At 62.6% G+C, this 20,274-nt stretch carries 17 protein-coding genes; 15 read left to right on the top strand and 2 right to left on the bottom strand.

The window, feature by feature from the left end:
• Nucleotides 1-461 precede the first annotated feature (461 nt).
• The 4 genes from ACFOKJ_RS05495 to ylqF all read left to right on the top strand — a co-directional run bounded on the left by ACFOKJ_RS05495 (nt 462) and on the right by ylqF (nt 2,569).
• Nucleotides 462-989 (top strand): hypothetical protein, encoded by a 528-nt coding sequence (locus ACFOKJ_RS05495; RefSeq protein WP_390277269.1) that lies wholly within the window; start codon nt 462-464, stop codon nt 987-989.
• 13 nt (nt 990-1,002) lie between these two features.
• Nucleotides 1,003-1,353: a DUF4870 family protein gene (locus ACFOKJ_RS05490; RefSeq protein WP_390277267.1), complete on the top strand. Its 351-nt coding sequence runs from the start codon at nt 1,003-1,005 to the stop codon at nt 1,351-1,353.
• A 61-nt stretch (nt 1,354-1,414) separates the two neighbouring features.
• Nucleotides 1,415-1,627, top strand: coding sequence for a DUF3820 family protein (locus ACFOKJ_RS05485; RefSeq protein WP_390277265.1), 213 nt, complete (start codon nt 1,415-1,417; stop codon nt 1,625-1,627).
• A 3-nt stretch (nt 1,628-1,630) separates the two neighbouring features.
• Nucleotides 1,631-2,569 carry a ribosome biogenesis GTPase YlqF gene (gene ylqF, locus ACFOKJ_RS05480; RefSeq protein WP_390277263.1) on the top strand — a complete coding sequence of 313 codons (939 nt, stop codon included), beginning with the start codon at nt 1,631-1,633 and terminating at the stop codon, nt 2,567-2,569.
• An 81-nt stretch (nt 2,570-2,650) separates the two neighbouring features.
• Here ylqF and ruvX read toward each other — a convergent pair whose 3' ends face one another.
• The gene (gene ruvX, locus ACFOKJ_RS05475) at nt 2,651-3,082 is read right to left on the bottom strand and encodes a Holliday junction resolvase RuvX (protein ID WP_390277260.1); all 432 of its coding nucleotides are present in this window, start codon (nt 3,080-3,082) and stop codon (nt 2,651-2,653) included.
• The gene (locus ACFOKJ_RS05470; RefSeq protein ID WP_088966357.1) at nt 3,075-3,635 is read right to left on the bottom strand and encodes a YqgE/AlgH family protein; all 561 of its coding nucleotides are present in this window, start codon (nt 3,633-3,635) and stop codon (nt 3,075-3,077) included. Before ACFOKJ_RS05470 ends, ruvX begins: the two co-directional genes overlap by 8 nt.
• Nucleotides 3,636-3,827: 192 nt before the next feature.
• Here ACFOKJ_RS05470 and smc point away from each other — a divergent pair, with 192 nt between their 5' ends.
• From smc to fliD, 11 genes are all read left to right on the top strand, one after another.
• Complete coding sequence (gene smc, locus ACFOKJ_RS05465; RefSeq protein WP_449369332.1) at nt 3,828-7,247, top strand: chromosome segregation protein SMC; 3,420 nt, start codon at nt 3,828-3,830, stop codon at nt 7,245-7,247.
• The gene (locus ACFOKJ_RS05460; RefSeq protein ID WP_390277254.1) at nt 7,247-7,957 is read left to right on the top strand and encodes an energy transducer TonB; all 711 of its coding nucleotides are present in this window, start codon (nt 7,247-7,249) and stop codon (nt 7,955-7,957) included. Before smc ends, ACFOKJ_RS05460 begins: the two co-directional genes overlap by 1 nt.
• Nucleotides 7,958-8,053: 96 nt before the next feature.
• Nucleotides 8,054-9,193 (top strand): cell division protein ZipA C-terminal FtsZ-binding domain-containing protein, encoded by a 1,140-nt coding sequence (locus tag ACFOKJ_RS05455; RefSeq protein WP_390277252.1) that lies wholly within the window; start codon nt 8,054-8,056, stop codon nt 9,191-9,193.
• An 85-nt stretch (nt 9,194-9,278) separates the two neighbouring features.
• Nucleotides 9,279-11,714 (top strand): NAD-dependent DNA ligase LigA, encoded by a 2,436-nt coding sequence (gene ligA, locus ACFOKJ_RS05450; RefSeq protein ID WP_390277250.1) that lies wholly within the window; start codon nt 9,279-9,281, stop codon nt 11,712-11,714.
• Nucleotides 11,715-11,768: 54 nt separating this feature from the next.
• The gene (gene galU / locus ACFOKJ_RS05445) at nt 11,769-12,641 is read left to right on the top strand and encodes a UTP--glucose-1-phosphate uridylyltransferase GalU (RefSeq protein WP_390277248.1); all 873 of its coding nucleotides are present in this window, start codon (nt 11,769-11,771) and stop codon (nt 12,639-12,641) included.
• Between the two features lie 68 nt (nt 12,642-12,709).
• Nucleotides 12,710-13,252, top strand: coding sequence for a hypoxanthine-guanine phosphoribosyltransferase (locus tag ACFOKJ_RS05440; RefSeq protein ID WP_390277246.1), 543 nt, complete (start codon nt 12,710-12,712; stop codon nt 13,250-13,252).
• Nucleotides 13,253-13,548: 296 nt separating this feature from the next.
• Nucleotides 13,549-14,298, top strand: coding sequence for an S-methyl-5'-thioinosine phosphorylase (locus ACFOKJ_RS05435; RefSeq protein WP_390277243.1), 750 nt, complete (start codon nt 13,549-13,551; stop codon nt 14,296-14,298).
• 116 nt (nt 14,299-14,414) lie between these two features.
• Nucleotides 14,415-16,196, top strand: coding sequence for a tetratricopeptide repeat protein (locus ACFOKJ_RS05430; RefSeq protein ID WP_390277277.1), 1,782 nt, complete (start codon nt 14,415-14,417; stop codon nt 16,194-16,196).
• A gap of 128 nt (nt 16,197-16,324) precedes the next feature.
• Nucleotides 16,325-17,776 carry a flagellin N-terminal helical domain-containing protein gene (locus ACFOKJ_RS05425; protein ID WP_390277241.1) on the top strand — a complete coding sequence of 484 codons (1,452 nt, stop codon included), beginning with the start codon at nt 16,325-16,327 and terminating at the stop codon, nt 17,774-17,776.
• A 71-nt stretch (nt 17,777-17,847) separates the two neighbouring features.
• Nucleotides 17,848-18,255, top strand: a complete 408-nt coding sequence (locus tag ACFOKJ_RS05420; RefSeq protein ID WP_390277238.1) for a flagellar protein FlaG — start codon at nt 17,848-17,850, stop codon at nt 18,253-18,255.
• A gap of 15 nt (nt 18,256-18,270) precedes the next feature.
• Nucleotides 18,271-20,271, top strand: a complete 2,001-nt coding sequence (gene fliD / locus ACFOKJ_RS05415) for a flagellar filament capping protein FliD (protein ID WP_390277236.1) — start codon at nt 18,271-18,273, stop codon at nt 20,269-20,271.
• The last annotated feature ends 3 nt before the right edge of the window (nt 20,272-20,274 follow it).

Raw genomic sequence — 20,274 nt, 5'->3', positions numbered from 1 at the left:
GAAACGCCTCAGCGCCGATGATAGTGCGGATACCCGTGTGAAAGTAGGACACCGCCAGACTCCCCCACAAGAAGCCCAGCTCAGACGAGCTGGGCTTTGTGCTTTTGGGGTGGCGTAAACAGCCACAGCAAGCCTCATGCCTCGGCACTCCGCCGCCACCCTTGCGGCCTACGTTGGCCTCAAGTCGATTTACCCTCCCGCATTACAGAAATACGCTCAGCTATTGGATGTGCTTTGGCACGCAAAGGTTGACGATTCGGGCTGCGGCCCTCATCATGGGCAGATGACTACTTTCAGCCGCATTGTTTCCGTTGCTTACTATTATGGCTACCGCTTCTCTCTGGCGGCGCCAGGAAACTTCGTGCTCTGAAATACCCCGAATTTTCTACAATGCCGCCGTAACTGGCGGCATTGGTCTTTGTAGGTTGGCTGATTTCCCGGTTACGGCTCAAGGAGCAAACATGATGGAAAACAGTCGTCTCTGGTCCGGCACCTTGCCGCAAGGTATGCCAGCTGTCAGCCTGAATATTTTTTGCGATGCCGAGCGTTTGTCCGGCAGTGTCTCCCATGATGTATTGGCGCAGTTGGGTCAATGGCAGCAACGCCAGTTGCCATGTGTGATGGAGTCGCTGTTCCCGGAGGTGCGGGCACTGGCCTACGTCGCGGCGACTTCCGGTGTGCCGACAACGGCTGACTGGTTGGCCGCACGCGTGGTGGTATTTCAGCTGGAGCACCTGATGCTGGGCTGTACGGAACTGGTGCAGATGGATGCGATCAATGCCAGTCTGAAGCGCTTGGCAAAGCGATTGGGGCTGGAACTGGTGCCGCTGCAGTCGTTTGCCATCAGCGTTACCACGGGTACCGCTGTTGCTGCTACCGGGCGTTTCCCGCAGCAGGCCAAGCAGGGATCCCCGGTGCTGCAGTCGCAGCAGTTGCGGCGTGATCTGGCGCCGCATCTGGCTAAACTACAAACTATCTTCTCCAGATAACAAGGAAACCGTAATGCGTGATGGCTATATCGAGCGTATGCCGCGCGAGGATGATTCGATCCGTAATCTGACGCTGGTGGTTTACGTACTGCAGGCCTGCAGCCTGCTGGTGGGGGTGACGGCCATCGTGGCCGTGATCATCAACTACGTGAAGCTTGATGACGCTCGCGGCACGCGTTGGGAAAGCCACTTCCGCTGGCAGATCCGCACCTTCTGGCTGGCGCTGGTGGGCTATATCATTTCCGGGCCGCTGTTTTTCCTGTTCGGCCTCGGTGCCGTGCTGGCATTCGGCGTGTGGGTATGGAGCATCTACAGGGTGGTAAAAGGCTACCTGGCGTTCAACGATGGCAAGGAACTGCCCTGATCTAGCTGCCAAGTCGATGATTTTTTGGCACAATGCGCGGCTTCGCACGGAATGACCCGCCATGGATGCCGACCACCTGCAGTTATTGCTGACCCGCACCATGCCCTATGGCAAGTACAAGGGGTGGGTGATTGCCGATTTACCCGGACACTACCTGAACTGGTTCGCGCGCGAGGGCTTTCCGCCCGGCGAGATCGGCCGCCTGCTGGCGCTGATGCATGAACTGGATCACAACGGGCTGAGCCACCTGCTCGACCCACTCAGAAAGCGATAGCCAATGGCCATTCAATGGTTCCCTGGCCACATGAACAAAGCCAAGAAGGAGCTGGAAGAGCGCCTTGGCAGTATCGATGTGGTAATCGAAATGCTGGATGCCCGCCTGCCTGGCTCCAGCGCCAATCCGATGATTGCCCGCCTGGCGCGCGGCAAGCCGGCATTGAAAGTGCTGAACAAGCAGGATCTGGCCGACCCAGCCAGCACCGAGCAATGGCTGAAGTGGTATCGCAGCAAGCCAGGTACCCAGGCTATCGGGCTGGATGCTTCCGACAGTGCGCCGGCGCAAAAGCTGGTAGCTGCCTGCCGCGAGCTGGCACCCAATCGCAGTGGCATCGACAAGCCGTTGCGCGTGGTGATTTGCGGCATTCCCAACGTGGGTAAGTCCACATTGATTAACAGCCTGATGGGCAAGCGCATTGCCAAGACCGGCAACGAACCGGGCATTACCAAGGGCCAGCAGCGCATCATGCTGGCCGACGATATCGAGCTGTTCGACACCCCCGGCATGCTATGGCCGAAGATCATCGTTCCTCAGGGCGGCTACAACCTGGCCGCCAGCGGCGCGGTTGGCCGCAATGCGCTGGATGAGGAGGAAGTGGCGCTCGAGCTGCTCGTGTACCTGATGAAGCGCTATGCCACCGCACTGGATGCGCGCTACAAGATTGGCGATATCGATGGCCTGCAGGACTGGCAGGTGCTGGAGTTGATCGGCAAGAAGCGCGGGGCAGTGCTGCCGGGGGGGCGCATCAATATCCAGAAAGCGTCCGAGATCGTGCTGACAGACTTCCGCGATGGCAATATCGGCCGCATCTCGCTGGAGCTGCCGGAAGAGTGGGCCGCATGGGAGAAAGCGGCGAAAGAGCACGAAGTGCTGCGCGCGGCGCAAAAGGAAAATGCGCGGCTGGAGCGCGAGGAAAAGAAAAAGGGCGTGCGTAAGTAAGCTTGCCCCTGTAATAGAAAAGGCGGAATGTTCCGCCTTTTTTCATGTCTTGCCGCCTTGCTGCTTGCGGCCAACTCTGCCTCAACCAATCGGCTCGCCCGGTTGTTCAAACCAGCCCATCAGGATGGCTTGAGCCGCCACCTGGTCCAGCATTTCCTTCTGGCGGCGGCCGTAGACGCCGGCTTCTTCCAGCAAGCCTTCGGCAATTACCGAGGTCAGTCGCTCGTCCACCAGCCAAACCGGCAGCTTGTAACGGCCGTGCAGCCGCTGTGCGAACTTGCGCGAGAGCGCCGTGAGCTGGTGCTCGCCGCCGTCCATGTGGCAGGGCAGGCCCACCACGAAGCCGGTGACTTTCCACTCTTCCACCAGCTTGCCGATGGCGGCAAAGCGCACGTCGTTGACTTCACTGCGGATGGTTTCCAGTGGGGTGGCGATGCCCACTTCCGGCTCACCGATGGCAACGCCAATGCGCTTCTCGCCGAAGTCCAGCCCCAGCACCGTGCCCTTATGCATGGCCGGAAACGGTGCTGAGCAGCGCCGGGTCGAAGCCCAGCAGCTTGATGGCGCAGCTATAGCGATCTTCCACCGGCGTGTCGAACATCACCCATTCTTCCGCCGGCACGGTCAGCCAGCCGTTGTTGGCGATTTCCTCTTCCAGCTGGCCTTTTTCCCAGCCGGCGTAGCCCAGGCTCATCAGCAGCTTGTCCGGGCCCTTGCCTTCCGAGACCGCCGCCAGGATGTCCTTGGAGGTAGTTAGCGCCAGGTCGTCGGTGATGGTGAGCGTGGATTGCCAGTTGCCGATCGGGTTGTGCAGCACGAAGCCGCGATCCGGTTGCACCGGGCCACCGAAGAACACCGGCCAGGTGCTGGCGTCGCCTTCCGGCAGTGGCAGGTCGATCTGCTCCAGCAGCTGCGCGGCTACGATGCCGGACGGCTTGTTGATGATGATCCCCATCGCGCCCTGTTCGCCGTGCTCGCAGACGTACACGATGCTCTTGGCAAACAGCGGGTCGGCCATGTCGGGCATGGCGATGAGGAAATGATGGGCAAGGGTAAGTGTTTCCATGGCTGCATTATGGCAACCAATGTCATGGCGGGCAAAGCCGATTGCGGCGCCGCGATATAAAGGTTGGCCGCAGCAGGCGGCGGGCTTGCTAAAATGCCCGGCTGAATCAACCCATTCGCGGATCACGCCTTGCGCCTCACCCATATCAAGCTTGCCGGCTTCAAATCCTTTGTCGACCCCACCAACATCGCCGTGCCCGGCCAGCTGGTGGCGGTGATCGGCCCCAATGGTTGCGGCAAGTCCAACGTGATCGACGCCGTACGCTGGGTGCTGGGTGAATCCTCCGCCAAGCAGCTGCGTGGCGAGTCGATGCAGGACGTGATCTTCAACGGCTCCTCCACCCGCAAGCCGGTGTCGCGTGCCTCGGTGGAACTGGTGTTCGACAACGGTGACGGCCAGCTCACCGGGCCGTGGGGGCAGTACGCCGAAGTGGCGATCAAGCGCGTGCTTACCCGCCAGGGCGAATCCAGCTACTACATCAACAACCAGCAGGTGCGCCGCCGCGATATCACCGACCTGTTCCTGGGCACCGGCGTGGGCGCGCGCGGCTACGCGGTGATCGAGCAGGGCATGATCTCGCGCATCATCGAGGCGCGGCCGGAAGAGCTGCGCGCCTACCTGGAAGAAGCCGCCGGCGTGTCGCGCTACAAGGAGCGCCGCCGCGAAACCGAAAACCGTCTGGCCGACACCCGCGACAACCTAACCCGCATCGAAGACCTCAAGCTGGAGCTATCGCGGCAGGTGGAACGCCTGACCGAGCAGGCCGAGGTGGCGGCCAACTACCAGGACATGCGCGGCGCGCTAACCTTCAAGCAGAACCTGCTGGCGCTGGCGCGGCGCGAGGAAGCGGCACGGCAGGAGGCCGCCGCGCGCGGCGAGCTGGCGCGCATCGAAACCGAAGAAGCCGCGCTGGAAGCCGCCCACACCCACCTGGAAACCGAGCTGGAAACCGTGCGTGAGACGCACTACGCCGCCAGCGACGCGGTGCATGAGGCGCAGCAGGCACTGTTCGAGGCCAATGCCGGCCTGGCGCGGCTGGAAGAGCAGCAGCGCCACCAGCTGCAAAGTCGCGAGCGGCTGGAGCGCGAACTCGGTAACGCTCGCCAGGAGCGCCAGCTGCTGGCGGAAAACCGCAGCCAGGTGGCCGCCGAGCTGGACGACTGGCTGCCGCGCCGCGAAGAAGCGCAGCTGCGCATGGAAGAGGCGCAGATGGGGCTGGAGGACGGCGCCGACAGCCTGCCCTCCGCCGAGGCCGAGTTCCGCGTTGCCGACCAGCGCCTGACGCAGATGACGGCGCAGATCGCCAATCTCACCCGCGAGCGCGATCTGGCACGCCAGCAGGGCGAGCACCAACGCCGCAGCATTGAACAGTTGGCCGCACGTGAACAGGCGCTGCGCCAGGAATTATCCGCCCTCAACCTGCCGGATGCTGCCGCGCTCGACACCGCGCAGCAGCAGATGGCGGCGGCACAGAGCGCGCTGGATGCAGTACGCGCCCGGCTGGCCGCCGATGAAGCCAAGCAGGCCGATCTGTCGTCCGAGCGCGAGCAGCTGGACAAACAACTGGCGCAGCTGGGCGCCGACGCGGCTCGTGCTGAAGCCGAAGTCACGGCGCTGGACGCCGTGCTGGCACGCGAAGCTGCCGGCGAACAGCTGGCCGGCTGGCTGGAGGCGCAGCAACTGGCCAGCGCACCGGCGCTATGGCAGAGCCTGCAGGTGGACGAACACTGGCGCGTGGCACTGGAAGCGTTGCTGGCTGATAGGCTGGCGGCGCGCGCCGCCGCACTGCAGGACGCCATGCCTCCGGCGCCACTGACGCTGGTGGATGGCAATGCGCCGGCAGCGGTTGGCGCCAGCGTGCGGCCAACCTTGCTGGCACAGGTAACGGTGGCTACGCCCTTTGCCGCCGCGCTGGCCGACTGGCTGCACGGCGTGTACTGCGCCGACAGCCTGCCTGCCGCCATTGCCCGCCGTCAGGAGCTGGCTGCCGGCGAGTGCTGGATCACCCCCGAAGGCCACCGGGTTGGCCGCAACAGTATCAGCTACCACGCCGCCGGCAGTGGCGACGGCATGATGGCGCGCAAGGCGGCGCGTGATGCTGCCGCCGAACGGCTGGCGGGCATCGAACCGGAAATCGCCCAGCTGCAGCGCCGTCGCGATGGTGCGGTCGCCACGCTGGGCATGCTGGCCGAGGTGGTGCGCGCGCAGAAAGGCGCGCTGTCGCGGCTGGAGGGCGAGCTGAACGCCGCCACGCTTGAGCACGTCAAGCTGGATCAGGCTGCGCGCCAGGGCGCCGCCCGCCTGTCGGCCATCCATGCCGAGCAGGCGCGGCTGGCCGACGAGCGCAGCCTGGCGCAGGACAGCATCAGCGAAAGCGAGCTGCAGGCTGAAGAAAACGCCATGCAGCTGGAGGAGCTACAGGACACGCTGGAAGAAGCGCGACTGGCGCGGCTGAATGCCGAAACCGGGCTGGAGCTGGCGCGCAACCGCACCCGCGATGCCGAGCGCATGGTGCACGAGATCCGCCTGGCGCTGGCTACCGCCGAGCAGAAAGTGGCCGAGCTGGCGCGCCGCGCACGCGAGCTGGAAGAGCGCGATCTGCAGCTGGCCGAGCGGCTGGAAACGCTGGCCATTGAGGCCGACAGCGTGGAAGAGGCCGCGCCGGACGATGCGCTGCAGGAGGCGCTGGCGCTGCGGGAAACGCGCGAGCAAGGGTTGGCCGCAGCACGCGATGCGCTCAATGCGCTGACCGAAACCCTGCGCCAGCACAGTCAGCGGCAGCAGGAAGTGAATGCCGCGCTGCCGGCGCTGCGCGAGGCACGCTCGGAATGGCTGCTCAAGCACCAGGAGGCGCGCCTCAACCTGGAGCGGTTCAACGAGGAGCTGCAGACCGCCGGCGCCGACGAGGCCGAGCTGCTGCCACACCTGAACGACAATGTGAAACCGAATGCGCTGGCGGCGGAGATCGCGCGGTTGGCGCGCGCCATCGAAGGTCTGGGGGCCGTCAACCTGGCGGCGCTGCAGGAGCTGGAAGAGGCGCAGAAGCGCGGCGACTACCTGGCCAGCCAGACCGACGACCTGATGCAGGCGATGGCGACGCTGGAAGAGGCCATCGCCAAGATCGACGGCGAAACCCGCGACATGCTGCAGGAAACCTATGCAGCGGTGAACGCCAAGATGAGCGAGTTCTTCCCCACGCTGTTCGGTGGTGGCCGCGCCGAGCTGGTGCTGACCGGCGAAGACCTGCTGTCTGCCGGCATCCAGATCATCGCCCAGCCGCCCGGCAAGAAGAACAGTACCATCCACCTGCTGTCCGGCGGGGAGAAGGCGCTTACCGCGATGAGCCTGGTGTTCTCGCTGTTTAGCCTCAACCCGGCGCCGTTCTGCCTGCTGGACGAGGTGGATGCGCCGCTGGACGACGCCAATACCAGCCGTTTCTGCGACCTGGTGAAGCAGATGGCGGCCGGCACCCAGTTCCTGTACATCAGCCATAACCGTCTGACCATGGAAATGGCCGAGCAGCTGGTGGGGGTGACCATGCAGGAGCAGGGTGTGAGCCGCATCGTGGCGGTGGATATCGTGGAAGCGCTGAAAATGCGTGAAAGTAGCTGATGCTGCGCAAGGCGCTGCTGTTATCGCTGCTGCTGCACCTGTTGCTGCTGGTGGCGCTGGCGCACAACTTTAGCCTGCCGTTGGCTCCGCAGCTGCCATTCATGCTGGAGCTGCGGGTGGAGCGGGCGACTGGCTCCGGTGACGGTATATCGGCTGCCACGCCACCACGGCAGGAACCTGCTTCGCCACCGCGTCAGCCCGCGCAGGCCAGTCGCATGGCACCGGCTCCGCAGCATGTGCAGCCAAGCGCTGCCAGTGCGCAACCGGCTGCCAGGGCCGCGCAGCCGCCGTTGCCGGCGCAAACGCTGCAACAGGGCGATGCCGTGCCGCCTGCTGCCGTGCATGCCGGTGCAGCGGTGGCTGGGTTGGCCCAGGCCGCGCCAGCAGGAGCCGCTACGGCTGCGGCCAACGCTAATGTGGCGGCGGGGGAAACTCGCGCGCTGCGCAAACTGTCTGTAGGCAGGCCGGACTACCCGTCGTTGGCGCGCCAGCTGGGTGAGGAGGGTACGGTGTGGCTGCGGCTGACGGTGAATGAACAAGGACGGGTAAGCGCGGTCACGCTGCTGCGCTCCAGCGGTTTTACCCGCCTGGACAAGGCGGCGCAGGCAGCGGTGTGGCAATGGCGCTTTGCGCCGCAACTGGAGGCAGGCAAGGCGGTTGTCGCCGAGACCGAACAACCGGTACGCTTCAGCTTGCAGGAAATTGAATAAAAAACAGGCATGACGGGCGGTTTCGGCCCGCGTGCCCGCGCCGGCATTTGTTATACTGCCGACCTATAGACTGGTTGCCGCTGTGGATAAAGCTCAATGAGCGAAATACAAATCGGATTGCTGTTGCTCGGCGCCTTGGTGATTGCGCTGGTATACGGCCTCAATTTTTATCAGGAATGGCGCTTTCGCAAGAAAACGCGTCAGGCCTTTGCCCACCATGCAGACGTACTGCTGGAGGTGCCCAAGAACAATGTGCGCGACGGCCGTCATGAGCGTCTGGAGCCGGTATTGCTGGCCGATGAGGATGACGACACGCCCGCCTACCTGAACGACGAGCCGCCGCCTCCCAGCATCCAGCGCCACGAGCCGGAGCCAGTGCTGCTGCAGGAAGAGGACACAGCCGCCGAGCTCGACAGCGCCGACCATCAGGCGCTGGTGGTGTCGCTGCTGGATCCGTCGCTGGATTTCATCGCTGAAGTGGTGTTCCCGCAGCCGCATGCGCTTACCGCCCTGCCGCGTTTCAACGTGGCCAAGCGGGTGCAGACCCTGCTGCGCACCGAGCGCGGGCTGTGGAAACCGGGCGAGATCGTGCCGGGTAACCGCTACAAGCAGGTGAACTTCGGCCTGCAACTGGTGGACCGCGGCGGCGCGGTGACCGAGCAGGAGCTGGCCAGTTTCTGTCAGCAGGTAAGCCATTACGCCGAGCAGCTGGGCGCACAGGTGAGCTTTCCGCAGCGCCAGCAGAAGCTGGTGGCCGCGCGCGAGCTGGATCGCTTCTGTGTCGATGTCGACGTGCTGATCGGCATCAGCATCGTGCCGACTTCGCCGATTTCCGGTGCGCGCCTGCGCAGCGTGGCCGAGGCCGCCGGTCTGCAGCTGGAGCCGGACGGTCAGTTCCACTACCTGTCCGATTCCGGCAATACCCTGTTCTCGCTGGCTTCCGCCGACCAGACGCCGTTCACCATGCACACGCTGCTGGACAAGAACTTTCCAGCGCTGACGCTGCTGTTCGACGTGCCGCGCGTGGCCGGCGGCGTGGCGGTGTTCGATCGCGCCATGATGTTTGCCCGTCACCTGTCGCAGGAGTTCAATGCTCGCCTGATGGATGACAACCGTCGCGAGCTGAGCGACAACGGCATCGGCCATATCCGCGAGCAGCTGATCCGCATCTACGGCAGCATGGACGACCGCGGCATTGCGCCGGGTAGTGTTGCTGCGCTGCGGCTGTTTGCCTGAGAGTGTGAACACGCTCAGCGCTAAGCACAACTAGTCTGTAATAAACACGCCGGCGACGCCGGCGTGCTGCATTTGAGGCACCACCATGACCAAGCCTACCCCCGAGATTGAAGCTCGTGCCAAGGAGTTGGCCGCACAGCTGGAGCGTTACAACCACGAGTACTACGTGCTGGATGCGCCCACGGTGCCGGATGCCGAGTACGACCGGCTGTTCCGCGAGCTGCAGCAGCTGGAGGCCGATTACCCGGCGCTGCACGGCGAGGACTCGCCCACCCGCCGTGTGGGCGGCGCGCCGCTGCCGGCGTTCGACAGCGTTACCCACACGGTGCCGATGCTGTCGCTGTCCAACGCCTTTTCCGACATGCAGCTGGCGGATTTCGCCAGCCGCCACGCCGAGCTGATCGCCTTTGACGAGCGGGTGAGCAAGGACCTGGCTGCGGCCAACGTCGAATACGCCACCGAGCCCAAGTTCGACGGCCTGGCGGTGAGCCTGCTGTACCGCGATGGCGTTCTGGTGCAGGCCGCCACCCGTGGTGACGGCGCCAGCGGCGAGAACGTTACCGCCAATATCCGCACCGTGCGCTCGCTGCCGCTGAAGCTGCATGCGGCTAAGCTTCCCGCGCTGCTGGAGGTGCGCGGCGAGGTGCTGATGCTGAAGGCGGACTTCGACAAGCTCAATGCCGCACAGCGCGAGCGCGGCGACAAGACTTTCGCCAACCCGCGCAATGCCGCCGCCGGCAGCCTGCGGCAGCTGGATTCGCGCATCACCGCGCAGCGCCGGCTATCGTTCTTTGCCTATGCCATTGCCCAGGTGGAAGGTGCCGACTGGCCAGATACCCATGCCGGCGAGATGGACTGGCTGGAAGAACTTGGTTTCCCGGTAGTGGCCACCGCGCTGCGCCCGGTGGTGCAGGGCGCAGCCGGCCTGGCCGGCTACTACGAAGGTGTGCTGGCGCAGCGTGCCGGCTTGCCGTTCGAGATCGACGGCGTGGTGTACAAGGTGAACAGCCGCGCACTGCAGGCGCGGCTGGGCTTCGTGTCGCGCGCGCCGCGCTGGGCGATTGCGCACAAGTTTCCGGCCGAGGAAGCGCTGACGCGGGTGGAGGCGATCGAGGAGCAGGTTGGCCGCACTGGGGCGATTACCCCGGTGGCACGGTTGCAGCCGGTATTCGTCGGCGGCGTCACGGTGACCAACGCCACGCTGCACAATGAAGACGAAGTGCGGCGCAAGGATGTGCGCGTGGGCGACACGGTGATCGTGCGCCGTGCCGGCGACGTGATTCCGGAAGTGGTGTCGGTAGTGCTGGCCGAGCGGCCAATGCGGCCAACATCCGGCGGTGACCTGTTCAGCAGTAGCGAGGAGCCGCAGTACCCTGCCTACCGTCTGCCTACCGCCTGTCCGGTATGCGGCAGCCACGTGGTGCGCGAGGAAGGCGAGGCGATCGCGCGCTGCTCCGGCGGGCTGGTGTGCAAGGCGCAGCGGGTGCAGGCGATTCAGCACTTTGCCGGCCGCCGCATGATGGACATCGATGGTCTGGGCGAGCGCTACATCGAAAAGCTGGTGGAGTTCGACTATGTGGCCAGCGTGGCCGATCTGTTCCGGCTGACGCTGGATGACCTGCTGGAGATGAAGCGCCGCGCCGACGAGCAGGAAGGCGTCACGCCTGAAACCGTAAAAGCCGGCAAGGTCGCTACCAAGTGGGCAGAAAACCTGATCGAGGCGATCACGCTGAGCAAGACGCCGCCGCTGGCACGCTTGCTGTTTGCGCTGGGCATCCGTCACGTGGGCGAATCCACCGCCAAGACCCTGGCCGACTGGCTGGGCACGCTGAACAACGTGCGCCGCGCACCGCGCGCGGTACTGGCGGCACTGCCGGACATCGGCGGCGTAGTGGCCGATGCTATTGCCGAGTTCTTTGCCGAGGCGCAGAACGAGCTGGTAATCGACGCCTTGCTGGCGGCCGGCGTGGCACCGGCGGACGAGCATGCGCCCAAGGCGCAGCTGCACGACAAACTGGCTGCGGCCAACCTTTACGCCCGTCTCGGCGTGCCGCGCCTCACCGACGTGCGCGCGCAGCAGCTGGCGGCGCAGCAGGGAGAGCTGGCAACGTTGGCCGCATGCTCGCGGGTGGACATCATCAAGCTCGACCTCCCGGCCGAGGTGGTGAACGCGCTGGCCGACTGGCTGGACGAGGCAGGTAACCGCGCTGCGCTGCAGGCCATTGCCGCCTACCGTGACGCCATTCTGACGGCTGCGCCGCAGGCGGAGGCCAGCGTCGGCAATGCCGAGGTGGCCGGCAAGACCTTCGTACTGACCGGCACCCTGCCCACCATGGGCCGCGACCAGGCCAAGGCGCTGATCGAGGCTGCTGGCGGCAAGGTGTCCGGCAGTGTGTCGAAGAAGACCCACTACGTAGTGGCCGGCGCCGAGGCGGGCAGCAAGCTCGACAAGGCGCTGGAGCTGGGCGTGGCGGTGCTGGATGAGGCGGGGCTGCTGGCCTTGCTGGAGAGTGGCGGCTAAAACGCCTACAATGGCGGCCGTTTGTGACTGCTTGTGTCGAGAAATCAAGCCAATATGCAAAAAATCACCAAAGCCGTATTTCCGGTTGCCGGTATGGGCACCCGTTTTCTGCCGGCCACCAAGGCCAGTCCCAAGGAGATGTTGCCCATCGTCGACAAGCCGCTGATCCAGTACGCGGTGGAAGAGGCGGTGGCCGCCGGCATTACCGAGCTGATCTTCATCACCGGCCGTAACAAGCGCAGCATCGAAGATCACTTCGACAAGGCCTACGAGCTGGAAACCGAGCTGGAAAACCGCAACAAGAAGAAGCTGCTGGAGCTGGTGCAGGGCATCGTGCCGGATAACGTCAGCTGCATCTACATCCGCCAGACCGAGGCACTGGGCCTGGGCCACGCCGTACTGTGCGCCAAGCCGGTGGTGGGCGACGAGCCGTTCGCGGTGATTCTGGCCGATGACCTGATCGACGGCGAGCCGGGCGCAGTGGAGCAGATGGTGCGCGTGTTCAACGAGACCCACAGCTCGGTGCTGGGGGTGGAAACCGTGGCACGCGAGGAAACCGGCTCCTATGGCATCGTGGAGATCCAGCCGAATGCGCAGGGCCGTGATCAGGTAAGCAGCATCGTGGAAAAACCGCATCCGGATGTGGCGCCGTCCAATCTGGCGGTGGTGGGGCGTTACATTCTGACGCCGCGCATCTTCGACAAGCTGCTCAACACTCCGGCCGGCGCCGGCGGCGAGATCCAGCTTACCGATGCGATTGCCGCGCTGCTGAAAGAAGAACCGGTGCTGGCCTATGCCTTTGATGGCGTGCGCTATGACTGTGGCTCCAAGATCGGTTACCTGAAAGCCACCGTGGAGCTGGGCCTGAAGCACCACGAGGTTGGCCGCGAGTTTGCTGCCTACCTCGCCGGCTTGCAGCAGAAGTAATATCTAATAGACTTTTTTTGCGCCGCCTTGCCGACAGAGGCGGCGCTGGTATTTGGAAAGGAAACATCATGCCGAACGTTGCCGAAGCACGCGGTATTCTCAACAGCTCCGACATTCTGTTCTCTGCACAGGAAGTCGATGCGGCAGTAGACCGCATGGCCGCCGAGATCACCCGTGAACTGGGGGAAACCTACCCGCTGGTGCTGTCCGTGATGGGTGGTGCGGTGGTATTCACCGGCCAGCTGCTGCCACGGCTGATCTTCCCGCTGGATTTCGACTACGTGCACGTATCCCGCTACGGCGACAAGACCCAGGGCGGCGAGCTGGTGTGGAAGACCGCGCCGAAGGAAGACGTGCGCGACCGCGTGGTATTGGTGCTGGACGATATCCTGGACGAGGGCCACACCATGGCTGCCATCCGCGACAAGGTATTGGCCATGGGCGCCAAGGCCTTCTATAGCGGTGTGTTCGCCAACAAGCTGATCAGCAAGGAAAAACCGATCGCCGCCGACTTCGTGGGCATCGACGTGCCGGATCGCTACGTGTTCGGCTACGGCATGGACGTGCGCGGTGCCTGGCGCAACCTGCCGGCGATTCATGCGCTGAAATAATGCGGCCAACGCCTGCGGTATGATGCGGGCGTATGTCAATCATCCAAAGCCTACTGCCTGTTTGGCAGTGGGCCCAGGCTGCAGACCAAACGCTTCATTTACAGGCCACCGGACCCGGCAAAGCCGGGCCGCTCCAGTAAGGCGATTGCATCGGCAGCCTTCTGTTTGCAAAACAAAGTCCTTCCGCGTGGCGAAAGGGCTTTGTCAACACCCTCAGCCCACTGCCTGTTTGGCAGTGGGCTTTTTGCATGCCCACAGGCTAAAATCCACAGCGAGCACATAACAAGGAGAACGTCATGCTCGCCATCATCGGAGGCAGCCGCCTCGCTCAGCTACCCATCCTGCAGGTCACCCATCGCCAGATCGTGCGTACGCCGTTTGGCGACCCGTCCTGCGCACTGACCTTTGGCCGTATCGGCAGCCAGAACGTGGTGTTCATGGCCCGCCACGGCTATGGCAACTCCATCGCGCCGCACGAGATCAACTACCGTGCCAATATCTGGGCGCTGCACAGTGTTGGGGCCAAGAAAGTGCTGGCCATCGGCAGCGTTGGCGGCATCCGCCCGGACATGGCGCCCGGCATGCTGGTGGTGCCGGACAACATCATCGATTACACCTGGGGTCGCAAACATACCTTTTACGAAGGTCCGGATCGGCCGCTGGTACGGGTGGACTTTACCCATCCGTATGATGCCGAGCTGCGCCAGGTGGTGTTGGCCGCAGCGCAGGCCGGGCAGGTGCCGTGCATCGATGGCGGCGTATACGCGGTAACCCAGGGGCCGCGCCTGGAAACGGCTGCAGAAATCCTGCGCCTGCAGCGCGATGGTGCCGATATGGTGGGCATGACCGGCATGCCGGAAGCAGCGCTGGCACGCGAAATGGGGCTGCAGTACCTGCATGTGTGCCATATCGCCAACTGGGCGGCAGGCAAGGGCAGCAGCCGCGAGCACATTCTGTTTGCCGACGATGCACTGGCTGATGGCATGGCCAAGGTGCAGGCGCTGCTGGCGGCGCTGAGTGGTGACGCAGCAGGTACTGACAGCTAAGGCGAGAGCGCCGCGATCAACAATGGCATGAGATTTCTATGAACAAAAAGTCGCAAGCAGTGATGCAGAAACCCGTAACCAGCGGTCGGTTGCAAGGGGAGCGGGCCGTGGCGTTGATGGCCGCGGGGGAGTATGCGCAGGCACTTGAAATATTTGAAGCGATTCTGGAAACAACGCCGCACGAGCTGTCGGTGCGGCAGCAGGTAATCCTGTGCCATGTGCATCTGCAGCATCCGCAGCAGGTGGAAAACCTGGCTCGCCCGCTACTGGAGGAACACCCTGAGCTGTTCGTGGTGGCCGATGCGCTGGCTCGGGTACTGGTGGCGCAGCAGCGCTATCAAGAGGCGTGTGTGGTGCTGGCCGCAGCCATCGTCCAGCCGCAGTGCCCGGCATTCATCTACCAGACCTATCTGGGGGTGCTGATCGACTTTGATTGCCCGGATGCCGATTACCGCATCATGCATGACTGGATGGGGCGCCAGGACACGGCGCCGGAGCTGCGTCTTGGCTATGCCCGCTTGCTGATCAAGCTGGCGCAGTATTCGCTGCTGTATGACTTTCTGACCGGCTTCGAGCGGGAGGCAGAGCAACTGGCACTGGACAAGATGCTGAAGATACATATGTATTCGATGCTGATTGCCGCAGTGATGGAAACCGGCAGGGTGGCGGTGGCGCCGCATTACCTGGAACTGTTGCAGCAGGCCGGCGCGACCGAGGCGCACGTATTGCGTCTGCAGGCGCAGTACTACCGCTACCAGGGCGAGGTGCATCGGGGGATAGAGGCGCTGCAGCGTGCGCTGGCTCTGGAGCCGGAGGTGCCGATTGCCCTGAGTTTGCTGGGCAACCTGTTGCTCGATAGCGGCCAGGTGATGGAGTCGCTCAAGATGCATCAGGAAGCATTGCGGCTGGAGCCGGAAAACCGTGAATACCAGCACAGTGCCTCGTTGACCGCGATGGCGGCGAGTGACGATCTGCGCGTAGCCTGGCGTTTGTACGAAGGGCGCTGGGCCAGCCCGATTACCGGGCAGAAGTCGAAGCTGCCATGGCCGGAGTGGCGCGGCGAGAAAACCGGTGGCCGTCTGCTGCTGTACCGCGAGCAGGGGCTGGGGGACGAAATTTTCTGGGCATCGATGTTCGATGAGCTGAGCGAGCTGTTCGACAGCATTGTGTATGTCTGCCATCACAAGCTGCTTACCATTCTGGCGCGCTCGTTCCCGAACATCATTTTTGTTGCCGATGCGCCGGTTTCGCACCCACTGGTATTCGAAGAATACGATTACCAGCTACCCATCGGCAGTCTGGCGACCTATCTGCGCCCATTCCGTAGCGATTTTGCGCGTGGTCGCCCCAGTTTCTTTGCGGTGGACGTCACGCGTGCCGACCACTGGCGCCAGCGTTTTGCCTTGCTGGGCAAGGAGATCAAGGTTGGCCTGGCCTGGCGCAGCGGTAATGTGGAAGGTGATCGCGCCCGCTTCTATCCGTCCATCGAATCGCTGGCTCCGCTGCTTGCTCTGCCCGGGGTGCGTTTCATCAATCTGCAGTACCAGGTGACACCAGAAGAAGTTGCCCAGGTGCACGAACTGTCTGCCGGCCGGTTCCACGATTTCTGCGAGATAGATCATTTCAATGATCTGGACGCCTCGATCGCCATGATGAAAGCCTGCGATATCGTGGTGTCGCCCAGTACCTCTACCGCCGCGTTGGCCGCAGCTGCAGGCGTGCCGGTGCTGGATCTGATGGCGGTAGCGGTGGAAGGCATCCACCTGGGGGAACAACACAGCCCGTGGCTGCCGATGATGACGCTGTTCGGCAAGCAGCCGGAGGCCCCGTGGACGGACTCGGTGCGCCAGGTAGTGGGCGTAGTGGAGCAGCTGGTAAACGATGCTGGCCAAGTGTGAAAAAAATTCTAAAGTATCTTCAGCCAGCGTCGATAACTTGTAGGAGGCAAGGCTACCGACGAGTGCAAGAGCAAAGCGGGCGGTGAGGTCTGGAGTGCCGATCTATAGTCTTTAAGGAGACCTGAATTATGCTTACCATCAACACCAACGTTGCTTCCCTCAACTCGCAACGCAACCTGTCCAGCTCCCAGAATGCCCTGGGTACCACCCTGCAACGCCTGTCTTCCGGCCTGCGCATCAACAGCGCCAAGGACGACGCCGCCGGCCTGGCAATTTCCGAGCGTATGTCTGGCCAGATCCGCGGTATGGATCAAGCGCGCCGCAACGCCAACGATGGTATCTCCATGGCGCAGACCGCTGAAGGCGCCCTGTCTTCTTCCGGCGACATCCTGCAGCGTATCCGTGAACTGGCAGTACAGTCCTCCAACGCCAGTAACTCCGGTACCGACCGTCAGGCCCTACAGGCTGAAGTTGGCCAGCTGACTGCCGAACTGGATCGTATTTCCCAGACCACCGAATTCAACGGCCAGAAACTGCTGGATGGTACTTCCGGCACCCTGACCTATCAGGTCGGCGCCAACGCCAACCAGACCATTTCCGCTACCGGCTCCAACTTCCGTACTTCCAACTACGGTAACAACACTACTGCTGGCAGTGCCCCGGCAGTAACTGGCTGGTCCGCAACCGGTACTACCCCGATCGTTGCCAGCACCATGGTGATCAACGGTTCGCTGGGTTCCTACACCACCAAGACTGCCACTGCCACCTCCACTGCGCAGAGCATTGCCTCGGAAATCAACTCCCACGTTTCCGACACCGGTGTGACCGCTTCCGCAAAAACCGAAGCCAACGTGACTTTCAGCGCCGGTACCAACTACTCGCTGCAGCTGACTTCCGATAATACCAGCGCGGTAACCGTATCCTTCAGTATGGGTAGCGGCACCTCCAGTGCCAGCGACTATGCCGAGGCTGTGAGTGCGATCAATGCCCAGTCTGGCAAAACCGGTGTGACTGCCGAGTACGACAGTGCCAATGGCGGTATCAAGCTGACTAACCAGAACGGTAACAATATCACCCTGACTGATGGTAGTGGTGGCGCCAAGATTGCTACCTACGACCCGAATACCGGGGGTATCGTTAGCCAGACCGCAGCCTCGACTGCCGGTCAGTCCGCCATCATCGCTGGTTCGCTGACCCTGAACTCCGACAAGTCCTTCGGTATCGTTGATAGCACTGGTCTGGTGTCGCAATCGAACTCCACGCTGCAGACTGTTGCCTCGCTGGATGTGTCCAGCTTCGCCAGCTCGCAGAAAGCGATCCAGATCGTGGACTCGGCACTGCAGGCGATCAACGGCCAGCGTGCACAGTTCGGTGCCTTGCAGTCCCGCTTCGAGAACACCATCTCGAACCTGCAAGTGTCTTCCGAGAACCTGAGCGCTTCCCGCAGCCGCATCCAGGATGCTGACTTTGCTTCCGAAACTGCCAAGCTGACCAAGAGCCAGGTGCTGCAACAAGCTGGTACTGCAATGCTGGCGCAAGCCAACCAGCTGCCGCAGGGCGTACTGTCCCTGCTGCGTTAAGCGGGCCGGTAGTCTAGGTATGATTGAACCCGGCAGCCTTGCTGCCGGGTTTTTGCCCATGGAGAGTGATCATGAATATTCTGGGTAATCTGCCCGGCCCGGGCGTACTGCCTACGGCCAGCGGCAATAGTTCCGACCTGGCGGCACGTGGCCAGGCTGTAGCCTCGCCACGCTCAGCCGCACCGAATGTGGCCGTGTCACCGCAGGCGGTGCAGGCCACCGATGTGGCGGAGAAGAGTGCCGGCAGCAAGCCATCGGATGATGAGCTGCGCAAGGCAGTGGAAAAGGTGAGTTCAGCGATGCAGGCCTATAGCAGCGAGCTGAATTTTTCCATAGACGAAGACTCCGGGCGCCAGGTGGTAAAAGTGATGGACACCACCAACGACAAGGTCATCCGTCAGTTTCCGTCCGAAGAAGTGCTGCGAATTGCCAAGAACCTGGACAAGGTGCTGGGCGTGTTGTTTGAACAGAAAGTCTGATGCTGGAGTAATACCATGGCTACCTTGAGTTCTGCAGGCATCGGTTCCAACCTGCCGATTGACGACATGATCAGCAAGTTGATGGCGGTGGAGTCCAAGCCGCTGCAGCAGCTCAATGTCAAAGAGGCCAACTTCCAGTCCCAGATTTCTGCACTGGGTCAGGTAAAAGGGGCCATGTCCGCTTTTCAGACTGCCGCCCAGGCTTTGCAGGACAGCAGCAAATTCAACGCCATCGTAGCCAGCAGTAGCGACGAAGACTACGTCAAGGTGACGGGCTCCAATACTGCCGGTACCGGCAGCTATCTGCTGCGGGTAGAGCAGCTGGCGCAGAGCCAGAAACTGGCAACTTCCACCTTTGCCAGTACCACCACCGCCATTGGTGGTGGCACGCTGACCTTCAGTTTTGGCACCACCTCGGGTGCCAGCTTTGCCCTGAACCCGGACAAGGTGCCAAAATCGGTAACGATTCCGGCTGGTTCCACCCTGACGGGTATTCGTGATGCGGTAAACAAGGCCAATATCGGTGTGACCGCCAGCATCGTCAACGACGGTAGCGGTAACCGCCTGGTGTATACCTCGGCCACGGGCAGCAAGAGCACACTGAAAGTCGAATCCAGCGATGCCAGCCTGTCGGCATTTGCCCATGATCCGGCCGGTACCAAGCTGACTGAGGTCCAGGCAGCAAAAGATGCCAAGTTCGAGCTGGATGGCATGATGATCACCAAGCAGAGCAACACCGTGAGCGATGCGGTGGATGGGCTGACATTCACGCTGGTCAAACCGCATGCGGTTACCGATACGCCGACGGGGATCAATGTCAGCCGCAGCAGCTCGGGTATTTCCAAGGCGATCCAGGACTTTGTGAAGGCCTATAACGCGCTGGAAAAGACACTGGACGATGTCAGCAAGGTGGATACCAGTACCACCCCGGCCAAGGGCCAGAAGCGCAATGTGCCACCGCTGGCAGGGGATGCCAGCATTCGCTCGATACGCAATCAGATCCGCACGGCTTTCTCGGCGATTCAGGAAGTGGATGGCGCCTACAAGCGCCCGGCGGAGATCGGCCTGGCATTCGACAAGGAGGGCAGTCTGGCGCTGGACAGCACCAAGCTGCAAAAGGCCATCGACAGCAATCCGGACGATGTGCTGAAACTGTTTGGCTCGGTAGGTACGCCCACCGACAGTAATATCAAGTTCTCCGCGGCTACCGGCAAGACCAAGACTGGTGACTACGCCATCAATCTGACTGCAGTGCTGAACGGCACCAAGCTGGGGGCGACGGTCTTGCCGAGCTCGGTGGCAGTGGCAAGCAATACCGATTTTTCCGTCAAGATCAATGGCGATAGCAGTGCAACGCTGACCCTGCCGGCCGGGACGTATACCCCTGCCGCCCTGGCCAGCAAATTGCAGGACCTGATCAACGCCGACAGCACGCTGACCACCAAGGGCGACAAGGTGACGGTGGCGGTCGACAACGCCGGTAAGTTGCTGCTGACCTCGGCCAAGACCGGCACGACATCCACGGTTGAAGTTACCGGCCTGAGTAATGTTGCCCTGAATCCCAGCGGCAATATCAACCTGTTTGATGATGGCGCTGGCGTGGCTGGTGCAGACAAGGTGGCCGGTACCATTGGCGGTTATGCCGCCCTGGCGGATGGCAATAAGCTGACCGGGGCTGCGGGAACGCCGGTGGAGGGGCTGTCAATCACGGTAAATGGCGGTACTATCGGCGACCGTGGCACCATGGAATTCACCAAGGGTTTCGCTTTTGCGCTGGATGGCGTGCTCAGCAGCCTGCTGGCCAGCAAGACAGGCGTGATTGATGCCAAGACGGAAGGCCTGAACAGTACCGTGAAGCGCATTGGCGAGCAGCGGACACGCATGACCGACCGGCTGACGCAGACCGAGGCACGCTACCGCAAGCAATTTACCGCGCTGGATGCCACTGTTGCCCAGATGCAGAGTACCGGTAACTATCTCTCGCAGCAGTTGGCGGCGCTGACAAAATCGAGTTGACGT

The organism is Vogesella amnigena (assembly GCF_042648905.1).
GTDB lineage: Bacteria > Pseudomonadota > Gammaproteobacteria > Burkholderiales > Chromobacteriaceae > Vogesella > Vogesella amnigena.
Note: the sequence above shows the minus strand (reverse complement) of the source record. Positions and strands in the feature narration are given on the sequence as shown.

Bases quoted from the DNA above. Each gene is read 5' to 3' on its own strand.
- ACFOKJ_RS05490 (WP_390277267.1), top strand. From the start codon at position 1,003: ATGCGTGATGGCTATATCGAGCGTATGCCGCGCGAGGATGATTCGATC.
- ACFOKJ_RS05440 (WP_390277246.1), top strand. From the start codon at position 12,710: ATGCCGAACGTTGCCGAAGCACGCGGTATTCTCAACAGCTCCGACATT.
- ruvX (WP_390277260.1), bottom strand. From the start codon at position 3,082: ATGCATAAGGGCACGGTGCTGGGGCTGGACTTCGGCGAGAAGCGCATT.
- ACFOKJ_RS05435 (WP_390277243.1), top strand. From the start codon at position 13,549: ATGCTCGCCATCATCGGAGGCAGCCGCCTCGCTCAGCTACCCATCCTG.
- ACFOKJ_RS05485 (WP_390277265.1), top strand. From the start codon at position 1,415: ATGGATGCCGACCACCTGCAGTTATTGCTGACCCGCACCATGCCCTAT.
- ACFOKJ_RS05425 (WP_390277241.1), top strand. From the start codon at position 16,325: ATGCTTACCATCAACACCAACGTTGCTTCCCTCAACTCGCAACGCAAC.
- galU (WP_390277248.1), top strand. From the start codon at position 11,769: ATGCAAAAAATCACCAAAGCCGTATTTCCGGTTGCCGGTATGGGCACC.
- ACFOKJ_RS05430 (WP_390277277.1), top strand. From the start codon at position 14,415: ATGGCCGCGGGGGAGTATGCGCAGGCACTTGAAATATTTGAAGCGATT.
- ACFOKJ_RS05470 (WP_088966357.1), bottom strand. From the start codon at position 3,635: ATGGAAACACTTACCCTTGCCCATCATTTCCTCATCGCCATGCCCGAC.
- ligA (WP_390277250.1), top strand. From the start codon at position 9,279: ATGACCAAGCCTACCCCCGAGATTGAAGCTCGTGCCAAGGAGTTGGCC.
- ACFOKJ_RS05495 (WP_390277269.1), top strand. From the start codon at position 462: ATGATGGAAAACAGTCGTCTCTGGTCCGGCACCTTGCCGCAAGGTATG.
- fliD (WP_390277236.1), top strand. From the start codon at position 18,271: ATGGCTACCTTGAGTTCTGCAGGCATCGGTTCCAACCTGCCGATTGAC.
- ACFOKJ_RS05420 (WP_390277238.1), top strand. From the start codon at position 17,848: ATGAATATTCTGGGTAATCTGCCCGGCCCGGGCGTACTGCCTACGGCC.
- ACFOKJ_RS05460 (WP_390277254.1), top strand. From the start codon at position 7,247: ATGCTGCGCAAGGCGCTGCTGTTATCGCTGCTGCTGCACCTGTTGCTG.
- ylqF (WP_390277263.1), top strand. From the start codon at position 1,631: ATGGCCATTCAATGGTTCCCTGGCCACATGAACAAAGCCAAGAAGGAG.
- ACFOKJ_RS05455 (WP_390277252.1), top strand. From the start codon at position 8,054: ATGAGCGAAATACAAATCGGATTGCTGTTGCTCGGCGCCTTGGTGATT.